Annotated in this window: 14 protein-coding genes; 8 read left to right on the forward strand and 6 right to left on the reverse strand. The window is 65.3% G+C overall.

Annotated elements, in window-relative coordinates; all coding sequences use genetic code 11:
• The first annotated feature begins 92 nt into the window (after positions 1 to 92).
• The gene (meaB, locus tag RAZWK3B_RS04865) at positions 93 to 1,073 is read left to right on the forward strand and encodes a methylmalonyl Co-A mutase-associated GTPase MeaB (RefSeq protein WP_037295154.1); all 981 of its coding nucleotides are present in this window, start codon (positions 93 to 95) and stop codon (positions 1,071 to 1,073) included.
• Here the strand turns inward: meaB and cuyB are convergent.
• Positions 1,070 to 1,750: a cysteate racemase gene (cuyB, locus tag RAZWK3B_RS04870; protein WP_007812784.1), complete on the reverse strand. Its 681-nt coding sequence runs from the start codon at positions 1,748 to 1,750 to the stop codon at positions 1,070 to 1,072. The genes meaB and cuyB overlap by 4 nt on opposite strands.
• Positions 1,751 to 1,791: 41 nt before the next feature.
• The gene (gene hisD, locus RAZWK3B_RS04875) at positions 1,792 to 3,099 is read right to left on the reverse strand and encodes a histidinol dehydrogenase (RefSeq protein WP_007812786.1); all 1,308 of its coding nucleotides are present in this window, start codon (positions 3,097 to 3,099) and stop codon (positions 1,792 to 1,794) included.
• A gap of 323 nt (positions 3,100 to 3,422) precedes the next feature.
• On the opposite strand from hisD, the gene RAZWK3B_RS04880 reads away from it, so the two are divergent.
• Positions 3,423 to 4,115, forward strand: coding sequence for an NAD-dependent deacylase (locus tag RAZWK3B_RS04880; RefSeq protein WP_007812788.1), 693 nt, complete (start codon positions 3,423 to 3,425; stop codon positions 4,113 to 4,115).
• 51 nt (positions 4,116 to 4,166) lie between these two features.
• Here RAZWK3B_RS04880 and RAZWK3B_RS04885 read toward each other — a convergent pair whose 3' ends face one another.
• From RAZWK3B_RS04885 to rpmB, 3 genes are all read right to left on the reverse strand, one after another.
• Positions 4,167 to 4,646 carry a copper chaperone PCu(A)C gene (locus RAZWK3B_RS04885; protein WP_007812790.1) on the reverse strand — a complete coding sequence of 160 codons (480 nt, stop codon included), beginning with the start codon at positions 4,644 to 4,646 and terminating at the stop codon, positions 4,167 to 4,169.
• Between the two features lie 43 nt (positions 4,647 to 4,689).
• The gene (locus RAZWK3B_RS04890; protein ID WP_007812792.1) at positions 4,690 to 5,037 is read right to left on the reverse strand and encodes a hypothetical protein; all 348 of its coding nucleotides are present in this window, start codon (positions 5,035 to 5,037) and stop codon (positions 4,690 to 4,692) included.
• A gap of 106 nt (positions 5,038 to 5,143) precedes the next feature.
• Positions 5,144 to 5,434, reverse strand: a complete 291-nt coding sequence (gene rpmB, locus RAZWK3B_RS04895) for a 50S ribosomal protein L28 (protein ID WP_007812794.1) — start codon at positions 5,432 to 5,434, stop codon at positions 5,144 to 5,146.
• Between the two features lie 348 nt (positions 5,435 to 5,782).
• Between rpmB and RAZWK3B_RS04900 the strand changes: the two genes are divergently transcribed.
• Positions 5,783 to 6,190 (forward strand): (R)-mandelonitrile lyase, encoded by a 408-nt coding sequence (locus tag RAZWK3B_RS04900; RefSeq protein WP_007812796.1) that lies wholly within the window; start codon positions 5,783 to 5,785, stop codon positions 6,188 to 6,190.
• A gap of 191 nt (positions 6,191 to 6,381) precedes the next feature.
• Positions 6,382 to 6,696, forward strand: a complete 315-nt coding sequence (locus RAZWK3B_RS04905) for a hypothetical protein (RefSeq protein ID WP_007812797.1) — start codon at positions 6,382 to 6,384, stop codon at positions 6,694 to 6,696.
• 499 nt (positions 6,697 to 7,195) lie between these two features.
• Here the strand turns inward: RAZWK3B_RS04905 and RAZWK3B_RS04910 are convergent, their stop codons facing one another.
• Positions 7,196 to 8,170 (reverse strand): glutathione S-transferase family protein, encoded by a 975-nt coding sequence (locus RAZWK3B_RS04910; RefSeq protein WP_007812800.1) that lies wholly within the window; start codon positions 8,168 to 8,170, stop codon positions 7,196 to 7,198.
• A 314-nt stretch (positions 8,171 to 8,484) separates the two neighbouring features.
• Here RAZWK3B_RS04910 and RAZWK3B_RS04915 point away from each other — a divergent pair, with 314 nt between their 5' ends.
• From RAZWK3B_RS04915 to RAZWK3B_RS04930, 4 genes are all read left to right on the forward strand, one after another.
• The gene (locus tag RAZWK3B_RS04915) at positions 8,485 to 8,709 is read left to right on the forward strand and encodes a DUF6732 family protein (protein ID WP_007812801.1); all 225 of its coding nucleotides are present in this window, start codon (positions 8,485 to 8,487) and stop codon (positions 8,707 to 8,709) included.
• 2 nt (positions 8,710 to 8,711) lie between these two features.
• A complete protein-coding gene (locus RAZWK3B_RS04920; RefSeq protein ID WP_007812804.1) occupies positions 8,712 to 9,959 on the forward strand; it encodes a sirohydrochlorin chelatase in 1,248 nt (415 codons plus the stop codon).
• A gap of 71 nt (positions 9,960 to 10,030) precedes the next feature.
• Positions 10,031 to 10,669, forward strand: coding sequence for a precorrin-8X methylmutase (locus RAZWK3B_RS04925; protein WP_007812806.1), 639 nt, complete (start codon positions 10,031 to 10,033; stop codon positions 10,667 to 10,669).
• 58 nt (positions 10,670 to 10,727) lie between these two features.
• Positions 10,728 to 11,930 carry a bifunctional cobalt-precorrin-7 (C(5))-methyltransferase/cobalt-precorrin-6B (C(15))-methyltransferase gene (locus tag RAZWK3B_RS04930; RefSeq protein WP_037295158.1) on the forward strand — a complete coding sequence of 401 codons (1,203 nt, stop codon included), beginning with the start codon at positions 10,728 to 10,730 and terminating at the stop codon, positions 11,928 to 11,930.
• Positions 11,931 to 11,983 lie beyond the last annotated feature (53 nt).

Genomic DNA, 11,983 nt, shown 5'->3' on the forward strand with positions numbered 1-11,983 from the left:
CATAGCCGCCTCTGGTCGCCCACTCTGGACAATGCGGGTCACGCCAAGGCATGAAGGCAGGCAGTATGCAAAAGAACGGACCCGCCGCCGCGATGGATATCGAAACTTTCAGCCAGGCGATCACCTCTGGCGACCGTCGCGCCTTGTCGCGCGCCATCACCCTGATCGAAAGCTCGCGTGCCGATCATCGCGAACAGGCTGTGCAACTGATCGAACATTTGAAAACCGCGAACCGTCAGGCGATCCGTATCGGGCTGTCAGGAACGCCCGGCGTGGGTAAATCCACTTTCATCGAAAGTTTCGGCAAGATGCTGACGGGGCAGGGACTGAAAGTGGCGGTGCTTGCGGTGGATCCGTCCAGCGCGCGCTCTGGAGGCTCGATCCTTGGCGACAAGACGCGGATGGAGGAACTCAGCCGCGATCCGAATGCGTTCATCCGCCCCTCTCCATCGCGCTCGCATCTCGGCGGTGTGGCCCGCCGGACGCGCGAAGCCGTCAGCCTGTGCGAAGCCGCAGGCTTCGACGTGGTCCTGATCGAGACCGTGGGCGTGGGGCAGTCGGAAACCGTGGTTGCGGAAATGTCGGACGTGTTCGTTCTGCTGCTGGCCCCGGCAGGCGGGGATGAATTGCAGGGCGTCAAGCGCGGCATCATGGAAATCGCTGACATCATCCTTGTGAACAAGGCCGATGGCGATCTCAAACCGGCGGCGACACGCACCTGCAGCGATTACGCCGGAGCATTGCGTCTGCTGCGCAAGCGGCCTCAGGATCCCGAAGGCTTTCCCAAGGCGATGATGGTGTCGGCCATGCAGCAGGAGGGGCTACAAACCGCGTGGTCCGAGATGACCTCATTGATCGGCTGGCGGCGAGATAACGGATTTTTCGATGCCCGCCGCGAGGATCAGGCGCGCTACTGGTTCGAGCAGGAGGTGCGCAACGGGCTTCTGGCGCAGCTCGACACGCCACAGGCGCGCGCCATGATGCAGGACTATGCCAGCCGCGTGGCCCAAGGCGCAATCACACCCACCGTGGCGGCACAGGACCTGCTGCTCGGCCTGCAGGAACAGACCTAGCCCTTCGCAAAGGCCACGATACCACCCACGAGGCAATCCAGACTGTCGGTCCATGATGTGCCACCGGGCAGCGCATCGGTCAGCAGGGACAACTCGGTGCAGGCGACCAGCAGATGATCTGCCCCTTCGGCGACAAGCGCATTGGCTTGCTCTGCAAGCCGCGGCGCCAGACCTTCGGGATCCTCTCCCGCCTTCACGGCCCGGATGATGGCCAGCAACCCGCTGTCATCGGGCAGGGTCACCGGCTCGAGACCTTGCGCCGCAAAGGGCGCTTCGAACACCCCCGTCAACCGGGTCGCGGGAGATGCGAGCAGGCCCACACGCCTTGCACCGGCGCGCGCCAGCTCCGCCGCCGTCAGCTCCAGCATGTCGAGAAACGGCAGATCACTGGCCTCTTCGACCGCCTTGGCATAGTGATGCGCGGTGTTGCACGGCATCGCCAGAGCCGCCGCCCCTGCGGCCTCGAGATCGCGGGCCATCTTTGCCAGGACCGGCCCGGGATCCTCGCCCGTGCCCTCGATCAGCGCCTTGATGCGGCTTGGCACCTGGGGGTTCTGATGCACGATCAGCGGAATATGATCCGCATCGTCCTTTGCAGGGACGGCATCCAGCACCTTTTGCATGAGAAGAATGGTGGCCTCTGGCCCCATGCCGCCCAAAATGCCCACGGTTTTCATGATCCGGCAATCCTTCCTGGCGCGTGTGTTGCCGGCGGCTTTCAGCCCCCGGCGCGGACCTGTATCTTGCGGTCTGCGGCGAGCTTGTCCAGCCGAATGTCGGCGGACCGGGCATGGCCTTCCATCCGTTCCTCGCGGCTGATCCGTGCGCTGACGCGGGCAAGATCGGGCAGGGCACGCGCATCCACCTGTTGCCAGGTGACGGTCTTGAGAAACTTGTGCACGCTCAGCCCCCCGGTATAGCGCGCCGCGCCCGAGGTGGGCAGCACATGGTTCGGCCCCGCCGCCTTGTCGCCGAAGGCCACGGTGGTTTCCGCGCCAAGAAAGAGCGAGCCATAAGCCCGCAATCTCTCGCGCCACCATGCAAGATCGCGCGCCTGCACATGGAGATGTTCGGGTGCCTTGTCATCGGCGAAACGCGCCATCTCCTCGCGGTCATTGCACAGCACGATCTCACCCAGATCGCGCCATGCCGCCTCGGCGGCGCTGCGGTTCGGCTCGGGAAGGGCGGCGATCACCCGGGGGATGCGGGAAAGAACGCTCTCGGCCAGATCTCTTGATGTCGTGGCCAGCCAGACGGGGCTTGTCGCGCCATGTTCGGCCTGTCCGATCAGATCGACGGCGACAGTCTCGGGGTCTGCACTGTCATCGGCCAACACAAGGCTGTCGGTGGGACCGGCGAACATGTCGATCCCGATGGGGCCGAACAATTGCCGCTTGGCTTCGGCCACAAAGGCATTGCCCGGTCCGACCAGAATATCCACAGGCGGCGCACCGAAGAGCCCGAAGGCCATGGCCGCAACCCCCTGCACTCCGCCGATGCACAGGACGCGCGTGGCCCCGGCCAGATGCATCGCATAGAGCATCGGGGCGGGAATGCCCTCTGCGCCATTGGGCGGCGAGCAGGCGGTGATATCGGCCACCCCGGCCTCGCGTGCCGTGGCGATGGACATCAGCGCGCTGGCGATATGTGTATAGCGCCCGCCCGGCACATAGCAGCCCGCCGCCGACAGCGGGATCTGGCGCTGTCCCGCGATCAGACCGGGGCGGAGCTCGATCTCCATGTCCTCGGCGGTGGCGCGCTGTGCTGCGGCAAAGCGGCTGATATTGTCATGCGCCCAAGCGATGTCATCCTTCAGATCCTGCGGCACCCGGTCTATCGCCTCGGCGATGCTTGCGCCGGACACAGCGATGTTCCCCTCCCAGCCGTCGAGGGTACGGGCATATTCCAGCGCCACCTGTGCACCTCCTGCGCGCAGGCGCGCGAGCATGATCTGCACGGTATCCACGATATCCGCGGCGGCCTGGGGCGGCTGTCCGGGCGCTGACTTGATATGATCGAGGGGCATGAACACTCTCCTTGTCGTCTCCTGCATGAAGCGCAAGGTGACATTGCGGCAAGCGCTTTGCTGCCGGCCCGCACCGGTTTTTCCGGTGGCCGAAACTCGGCTTCGGCATTTCCGAAAAATGGCGCGGCTTCTTCTGGCCGGAAATATCCCGGGGGAGTCGATCAAATCCCCCCGGGATTTGATCGGCGGGGGCAGGGCCCCCTTGCCACGGTCCCGCCGGCGCCTCCTTGGGCAAAAAGCGCTTCTCGCCCACCTGAATGACCGGGATGACCTTGGCCAAACGAGGCATTTTGAGGCATCAAGAAACATCAAAAGGAGGCGACATGGACAAGATCGTTATTCTGACCGGCGCGGGTATTTCCGCCGAAAGCGGGCTTGGGACCTTTCGGGACGAAGGCGGTCTTTGGGCACAACACCGGGTGGAGGATGTGGCCACGCCTGAAGGCTTCGCGCGCGATCCGGCGCTGGTTCATCGCTTCTATAACGCCCGCCGGGTACAGGCGGCGGGGGCGGCGCCGAACGCGGCGCATCATGCCTTGGCCCGGCTCGAGGCCGAGTATGGCGGCAATGTGCTGGTCGTGACGCAGAACGTGGACGGTCTGCACGAGGCGGCGGGCAGTCGCAACGTCCTGCACATGCATGGCGCGTTGTCGGGCGCCTTGTGCGCGGCTTGCGATCATCGCTGGCCTGCGCCGCTCGAGATGTCGCCGCATGACACCTGCCCGCGCTGCCATGCGCAGGCCGCAAGGCCCGATATCGTATGGTTCGGCGAGATGCCCTATCACATGGAAGAGATCTGGGCGCATCTGGAAGAGGCGGATATCTTCGCGGCGATCGGCACGTCGGGGCAGGTCTATCCGGCGGCGGCCTTCGGTCAGCACGCTGGCCGCTCAGGGGCGCATACGATAGAACTGAACCTCGAGGCGTCGGCCAATGTCCGCGATTTCACGGAGGTGAGGCAGGGTATTGCCTCGGTGATCGTGCCGGAATGGGTGGACGGGATTCTGGATCGCTGACGGTGGGGAAAGGCGGGCGCATTGCGCCGCCTTTCCTTTGTTTACAAGACGTTACTCGGATTTTCCGTGCTGATGGCCCATCCCGTGTGCAGGCTTGCGCTCGAGATCGACAGGAACCTCGATCTCGATATCGCCGGCCTGTTCGAAGGTTAGGGTGAGCGGGATCATGTCACCTTGCTCGAACGGGGCGGTCAGGCCCATGAACATGACATGGTTGCCGCCACGCTCCAGCATCAGTGTCTCGCCCGATGCGACGGAAAAACCTTCGGTGACATGGATCATCCGCATTACGCCGTGAGCATCCTGCGTATGCGTGTGCAGCTCGACCTGTTTGGCGGCGGGCGAGGCCACGCCGATCAGACGGTCGTCGGAGCCGCCGTGATTCATGATCGTCATGAAGGCAGCGCCCGAGGTGGCCATAGCTGCGGAGGATCGCGCATAGGCGTCGTTGATCATGATGTCCTGCGCAAAGGCAGGCAGGGCGAAGGCGGAAGCGGCAAGGGCCGCGAGAACGGTGGATTTGAAAGACATCAGTGTCTCCTGATCTTGAGTGGTTTTTGGAAAGACAACAGGATCAGGAGTGCACGGGAGGTCCGCGCGCCCGCGCGGGCAGGCGTGCCAGGTCGAATATTTCTAAATGTAAATCAATGGTTTGAGCGGGGGTCCACGTGGTCGGGCGCAGCAGGTCTGGCGTGTCGCTGGAGGTCACCTGAAAAAGCGACAGCGCACATTCGGGACAGATATGCACAGCACCCGTGGGCTGGCCCTGCGCATCGACCAGAACCGTGACAGGCCCCGTGCCGGTGCACAGCACCATTTGACCCGCCGGGTCGGGCGCGCTTCGCGCGAGGGCCGTGCTCTGCGCCGTTAGGGTCAGAACAAAGGCCAGGGCGATGGCGAGATATGTGCGGACCTGTGTCATGCGATGCGCACTATAGCCGTGCTGCGGACCGGTGTGAAAGCGACAAAAAGAAACGGCCCCACTGTATCAGAGGGGCCGCGAAAATCGTCATGAAAAGACATCCGTCTCAGGCGGCAGCAGCCTGCGCCTTGGAGATTTCTTTCTTCAGTTTCAGCGCGTTGGCCGACAGTTCCTCGTCCTTCGCCTTGGCGAGGAAGGCATCGAGGCCACCGCGGTGATCGACACTGCGCAGGGCTGCGGCGCTGATCCGGAGCTTGACGCCACGGTTCAGGATTTCCGACTGCAGGGTCACATCCTGCAGGTTCGGCAGGTAGCGACGCTTGGTCTTGTTGTTTGCGTGGCTCGAGTTGAAGCCAGACATGGGGCCTTTTCCGGTCAGTTCGCAGCGGCGCGACATGGTGTTTCCTCGTCTTGGGTCAAGGGGGCGGTCGGCCCCTGCTCAATACAAACGGGCACCGCCAGCGGCAGCGCCCCGAATTCATCGAGGGTTCTTTATGGCCAAACGCGGGGGGCGTCAAGGGATTCGAACCATGCAGCTGGCACGTAATCTCGCAGGCGGTGACTTGTGTAGGGTTCGTACCGATCTTACGCGCGTTTGGTACGGAAACCACGCGGCGCACCGCAATTTGTGTCCATCCCGTACACAAATCACCCTGCGCAGACTGCGGATGGCCACGTGATCGGGGGTTGCCGCGCCCGGAAGGGAGCGTAGGGTGACCGCGACCCAGAGGGAGGATTGAGGACAATGGAAATCACACGGGCCGGGCACAAGCCCCACATGCAGGCCAATCCCGATTACTTCACCGGGCGCGTCTGGCAGGAACTGATCGTCGAGGCGCCGGAGCCTGCGCGGGTGCGTGCGCTGCGGGTGACCTTCGAGCCGGGCGCGCGCACGGCATGGCACACGCATCCTCTGGGCCAGACGCTGCATGTGGTGTCGGGCGTGGGGCTGGTGGCGCTGCGCGACGGCGCGCCACAGGTGATCCAGCCCGGCGACACGGTCTGGATCCCCCCGGGAGAGGAGCACTGGCACGGGGCTGCGCCCGAGACGATGATGTGCCATCTGGCCATTCAGGAGGCCGATGACGATGGTCATGTGGCCGACTGGCTGGAGCATGTGAGCGATGCGGATTATGGCCGCGCCCCGGATTAACCGGATCGCAAGACTTATCGTGTGAAATGATCTCAAGGGGTGAGTCGCGGTGGCTTGTCCCCGGCGTCGACGGGCGCTTGATCCAAGGCCATGGCGCCGCAGGGCGCTTGAACAAAGGAGGTGCGATACGCAGATAGGTTGGGCGGGCCATACGGACCCCGCTGAACACACGGACAGGAGGCACGAGAGCGATGCAATTTCAGCTCAATACGGATTCGAACATTCGCGGTGACGAACGTCTTGAAGATGTGGCGGAAGAAATCGTGACATCTGCGCTGGGCCATCTGACCGGGCGGTTGACGCGGCTGGAGGTGCATCTTGTCGATACCAATGGCGCCAAGGGCGGCGCGGATGACATCCGCTGCACCATCGAAGCGCGGCCCGAAGGGATGCAGCCCCAAACGGTGAGCCATGGCGATGCCGATGTGGCGGCGGCATTGCGTGGCGGCTCGAAGAAGATGCGGGCGCTGCTGGACAGCGAGTTCGGCAAGCTGGCGCGGCGCTGAGGCCAATGCGCTGGGCGTGGTAGCGGTGCTGAAGGCAACGCGCTGGGCGTGGCGAATGCGGCGGCTTGGCGGTGCGCGTCCGGGTCTGTTTGGGCGGTGTCGCGCTGGCCTTTGGTCGGTTTTTCGGTGACCCAGGATTGGTCTGCTGCGGTGGCCCTGAGGCGATGGGCGCTGGGCTTGGCGCGGGCGGTGACGGACTTTGATCCGTCTACCTTTCCGCAGGCGACGGGACACTTTGGGAAACGTCCCTGAATGTGCGGCCAAGGGCGCGGCTGACGATTCCAACGGGCGCGCCTCAAGGCTTCAAAAGCGCAAGACGGCTCGAAGCGACCGGGAAGCCCGTGGTGTGTGGCGAGACATGGGCACCCTTGGATGCTTGCGCCGAACCGACTCGGCCCGGCGCCCCCGGCCCTACACGGCCCGGCGCCCTGAGGTACAAGTCGCGGAGCCTTGGTACGCTTGGCCGTGCTGCGCGTTCACCGCGCAGCCCTGGGCCGGTTCACCCCCGCCCGTGCGGCGCGCCCAGATCCAGCTCGGGCCCTTGCGGGATGATCCGGTGCGGGTTGATCATGTCGTGGCTGTGATAATAGTGCCGCGTGATATGGTCGAAATCCACCGTTCCGGCCACGCCGGGCCATTGGGTGAGCTCGCGCAGATAGGCCCAGATGTTGGGATAATCCACGATCCGCGCGCGGTTGCACTTGAAATGGGTGTGATAGACCTTGTCGAACCGGATCAGCGTGGTGAAAAGCCGCCAGTCCGCCTCGGTCAGGCGCGCGCCCATCAAATACCGGTTTTGCGCCAGCCGCTCCTCCAGCCAGTCGAGCGTGTCGAAAAGCGGGCCGATCGCCGCGTCATGGGCTGCCTGTGTGGTGGCGAAGCCGGCGCGGTAGACGCCATTGTTGAGCGTGTCGTAGATCCGCGCGTTCACCGGCTCGATCGCGCTGCTCAGATCCTCGGGCCAGTAATCGTCGGTATTGCCGGTCAGCCCGTCGAAGGCGGCGTTGAACATGCGGATGATCTCGGCCGATTCGTTGGACACGATCGTGTCGCGGGCCGTGTCCCACAGGATCGGCACCGTGACCCGGCCGGAGATGCCCGGATCGGCCCTTGTGTAGAGATCGCGCGCGTAGCGCAGCCCATGCAGCCGGTCGCCGGTGGCGCCGGGGTAATCGCTGCGGAATTCCCAGCCTTCGGACCCCATGTCGGGATGCACGACCGAGACGCCGACATGATCCTCCAGCCCTTTGAGACTGCGGAAGATCAGCGTGCGATGCGCCCAGGGGCAGGCCAGCGACACATACAGGTGATAGCGCCCGCTTTCGGCAGGAAATCCGCCCTCGCCCGAGGGGCCGGGCTGGCCATCCGGGGTGATCCAGTTGCGGAATTTCGCGGTGTCGCGGACAAATGCGCCGCCCGTCCTTGTGGTGTCATACCATTGGTCATGCCATTGGCCGTCGATCAGCTGTCCCATCGGTGTGCCTCCTGTTGCTCGACACCGATCTAGGCCGTGGGATCCGGCCCGGGTAGCCCGTGCCGCGCGCAGGTCCCGTGCAGGTCCGCACATGTCGCGCACCGCCCGCCTTGTGGCGTTTCTCTGTTTGCGCCAGGGGGGCGCAGCTTCTATAGAGGGCGGGACGATGCCCGTGACCGGGCCGGAAAGATGTGCAGCGGGGGCCGACCCATACCGGGGGTCCATCAGCCTGCGATCGTCTGCCGCGCGACACCGCGCGGCGCGACTCCTTTCCCGGCGCGACGCGGATCAGCGACAAAAAAAGGGGACCGCCCATGAGATTTGCAACGCTTGCCTTCGCAGTGCTCGCCGCCACTGGCGCGCAGGCCCATCCCGGCCATCTGGCCGAAGTGGCCGGACATGGCCATTGGCTGGGGGCCGCGGCGATCGGCGCTGCCATCGCCATCGGCCTGTGGGGCGCCCTCAAGGGCCGCAAGGAGGCCGAAGCCGAAGAGGATGCGGCCGAGGATGCCCCCGAAGACGACGCGCAGGAGGCTTGAGCATGGGCAACAAGACCGGGGTGATGATCTGCGGGCATGGGTCGCGCAGCCAGTCGGCGGTGGATGAGTTCGCGACGTTGGCGGAAAAGCTGCCGGCCTATCTGCCCGAGGGCTGGGAGATGGAATACGGCTATCTGGAATTCGCAAACCCGGTGATCCGCGACGGTCTGGACAAGCTGCGCGAGAAAGGCTGCGACCGGATCCTGGCGGTGCCGGGGATGCTGTTTGCCGCCATGCATTCCAAGAACGACATTCCCACGGTGCTCAACACCTATGCCGCGCGCCATGGCATCGACATCCGCTACGGGCGCGAACTGGGTATCGATCCCAAGATGGTCGCCGCCGCCGGTGCGCGCATTCGCGACGCGCTGGCGCAGGCCGATGCCGAGCTGGGGCCGGTCGATCTGCACGACACCTGCCTTGTGGTGATCGGGCGTGGCGCCTCGGACCCGGACGCCAACAGCAACGTGGCCAAGATCGCCCGGCTGCTGCAGGAAGGCATCGGCTTCGGCTGGTGCGAGGTGGGCTATTCCGGCGTGACCTTCCCGCTGGTGGAACCCTGCCTGCAGCATGTCACGCGGCTTGGCTACAAGCGGGTGATCGTGTTTCCCTATTTCCTTTTCTCGGGCATCCTGATCGACCGGATCTACGGCTTCAGCGACCGGGTGGCCGCCGAACACCCGGAGATCCAGTTCGTCAAGGCGGGCTATCTCGGCGATCACCCGAAAGTGCTGGAAACCTTCGCCGAGCGCGTCACCGAACAGGCCGGCGCCAATCCGCCGCCCAATTGCGGCACCTGTCAGTATCGCACCCAGATCCTCGCCATCGAGGGCGAAGAGATCCGCGAGATCACCCCGGACCAACGCGCCGCCTTCGCGCAGGCGCGCGGTGCGGGACATGCGGCCTTCAGCGACGTGCCGCCGCCCACTTGCGTGATGTGCAAATACCGCACCGCCGTGCTGGGCTTTGAGGCCGAGGTGGGCGCCGTGCAGGAAAGCCACCATCACCATGTGGAAGGCCAGGGCGCCAGCGCCCCCGGCTCGAACGTGGCCGATTGCACCCTGTGCGACACGTTCTGCACCGGTCTTTGCCGTCTCGAGGCGCAAGGGCATCACCACCAGCACCACGATCACGGCCACGATCATGACCACCACCACGATCATCACCACGATCATCACCATCACCATCCGCAATACCCCCATGCCGATCACCCGCTGGGGCCGGAAAGCGCGCGGAAAACCCGGGCCTGACAGGGTTCACCGTTCCTGAAATACTCCCGCCGGAGGCATCCGGCGGTTGCCCCAAGACCGAAGGTTGCCCATTGCGCCCCTATGAAAAGAACCCCTCGGCGATCTATGCCGAAAGCTTCGCCACAGTGCGCCGAGAGGCGAGGCTCGAGCGGTTCGGCCCGGGCCTCGAGGCATTGGCGATCCGCGTGATCCATGCCTGTGGGATGATCGAGGTGGCCGACAGGCTGGCGTTTTCCGATCACGCCTGGGAGGCCGGACAATCCGCGCTGCGCGCGGGTGCGCCGGTGCTGTGCGATTGCGAGATGGTGGGCGCGGGCATCATCCGGCGCGCCCTGCCGGCGAATAACGAGGTGGTCGTCACGCTGAACGATCCGCGCGTGCCGGGGATCGCCGCAGGCATCGGCAATACCCGGTCGGCGGCGGCTGTCGAGCTGTGGGCGGACCGGCTGGAAGGTGCTGTGGTGGCGATCGGCAATGCGCCCACGGCGCTGTTTCACCTGATGGAGCTTCTGGATGAGGGTGCGCCGAAACCGGCGGTGATCCTGGGGTTTCCGGTGGGCTTCGTGGGCGCCGCCGAAAGCAAGGCGGAGCTGGCCGAGCGCCCGCGCGGCTGCGAGTTCGTGGCGCTGAGAGGACGGCGGGGCGGATCCGCCATCGCCTCGGCTGCGGTCAATGCGCTGGCGGCTGGCCTTCCGGAGGAGACGGCATGAGATTTTTCGCAGAAAAATCATGGGGCGAAAATTCTGCGAATTTTCGGGTATGGCGCTGATGGCTGATCCCTGGCTGCATATTGTGGGCATCGGCGAGGATGGCATGACGGGGCTTTTGCCTGCGACGCGCGCCGTGGTCGAGGCGGCGGAGGTCATCATCGGGGGAGACCGTCATCACCAGTTGTCGGACAGTGTGGGCGCCGAGCGCATCGCCTGGCCCTCGCCCTTCGATGCGCTGATCGACACGCTCGAGGCGCTGCGCGGGCGGCGCGTGGTGGTGCTGGCCACCGGCGATCCGCTGTGGTTCTCGGTGGGGGCGAGGATCGGGCGCGCGATCGATCCGGGCGAGATCACCTATCACCCGCAACTGTCGGCCTTTCAGCTGGCGGCGGCGCGCATGGGCTGGAGCCTTGCGGATGTCGAGACGCTGACCGTGCATGGCCGTCCCGTGCAGCAGATGATCGCCTTCATCCAGCCCGATGCGCGGCTGTTGATCCTGACCACCGGCGCGGAGACGCCGGGGCAGATCGCCGCCTTTCTGACCGAGCGCGGTTTCGGCCAGTCGGCGATGACGGTGCTGGCCAATATGGGGGGCAAAGACGAGGCCCGCTTTGACGGGCGGGCCGAGACATGGGACCACCAAGTGCCGGCCTTCAACACGCTGGCGGTGCATTGTGTGGCGGCCCCTGATGCCGCCCTTCTGCCCCGGGTTCCGGGCCTGTCGGATGATCTTTTCCGGCATGACGGCACGATGACCAAGCAGGAGGTGCGCGCGGCCACGCTGGCCAAGCTGATGCCGATGCGCGGCGCGCTCTTGTGGGATATCGGCACGGGCTGCGGCTCGGTCGCGGTGGAATGGATGCGCGCGGCGCGCTATGCAAGCGCGATCGGCATAGAGCCGCGCGCCGACCGCCGAGAGATGGCGGCGGCCAATGCGCTGGCGCTGGGCGCGCCGAGGCTGGAGCTGATCGATGGCCGCGTGCCGGAGGCGCTGGAGGGTCTGCCCGCGCCGGATGCGGTTTTCATCGGAGGCGGCTTGAGCCGCCAGACCTTCGAAGCGGCATGGCAGGCGCTGCGCCCGCTGGGGCGGCTGGTCTGCAATGCCGTGACACTGGAAAGCGAGGCCTTGCTGCTCGAGTTGCACAAGGCGCATGGCGGGCAGCTGGTCAAGCTGATGGTCAACCGCGCCGAACCGGTGGGGGGACTCACCGGCTGGCGGCCGCTGATGCCGGTCACCCAGTGGAGCCTTGTGAAGCGATGAGCCGGGGCTGGGGTCTGTGGCGGGGGACGGGAGCCTCCGGCGGGAGTATTTGG

The organism is Roseobacter sp. AzwK-3b, from assembly GCF_000170875.1.
GTDB classification, from domain to species: Bacteria; Pseudomonadota; Alphaproteobacteria; order Rhodobacterales; family Rhodobacteraceae; genus Roseovarius; species Roseovarius litoreus.

Coding starts and splice junctions, on each gene's coding strand:
- RAZWK3B_RS04915 (WP_007812801.1), top strand. CDS start 8,485: ATGAGATTTGCAACGCTTGCCTTCGCAGTGCTCGCCGCCACTGGCGCG.
- RAZWK3B_RS04885 (WP_007812790.1), bottom strand. CDS start 4,646: ATGTCTTTCAAATCCACCGTTCTCGCGGCCCTTGCCGCTTCCGCCTTC.
- cuyB (WP_007812784.1), bottom strand. CDS start 1,750: ATGAAAACCGTGGGCATTTTGGGCGGCATGGGGCCAGAGGCCACCATT.
- meaB (WP_037295154.1), top strand. CDS start 93: ATGGATATCGAAACTTTCAGCCAGGCGATCACCTCTGGCGACCGTCGC.
- rpmB (WP_007812794.1), bottom strand. CDS start 5,434: ATGTCGCGCCGCTGCGAACTGACCGGAAAAGGCCCCATGTCTGGCTTC.
- RAZWK3B_RS04900 (WP_007812796.1), top strand. CDS start 5,783: ATGGAAATCACACGGGCCGGGCACAAGCCCCACATGCAGGCCAATCCC.
- RAZWK3B_RS04910 (WP_007812800.1), bottom strand. CDS start 8,170: ATGGGACAGCTGATCGACGGCCAATGGCATGACCAATGGTATGACACC.
- RAZWK3B_RS04905 (WP_007812797.1), top strand. CDS start 6,382: ATGCAATTTCAGCTCAATACGGATTCGAACATTCGCGGTGACGAACGT.
- RAZWK3B_RS04880 (WP_007812788.1), top strand. CDS start 3,423: ATGGACAAGATCGTTATTCTGACCGGCGCGGGTATTTCCGCCGAAAGC.
- RAZWK3B_RS04890 (WP_007812792.1), bottom strand. CDS start 5,037: ATGACACAGGTCCGCACATATCTCGCCATCGCCCTGGCCTTTGTTCTG.
- RAZWK3B_RS04920 (WP_007812804.1), top strand. CDS start 8,712: ATGGGCAACAAGACCGGGGTGATGATCTGCGGGCATGGGTCGCGCAGC.
- RAZWK3B_RS04930 (WP_037295158.1), top strand. CDS start 10,728: ATGGCTGATCCCTGGCTGCATATTGTGGGCATCGGCGAGGATGGCATG.
- hisD (WP_007812786.1), bottom strand. CDS start 3,099: ATGCCCCTCGATCATATCAAGTCAGCGCCCGGACAGCCGCCCCAGGCC.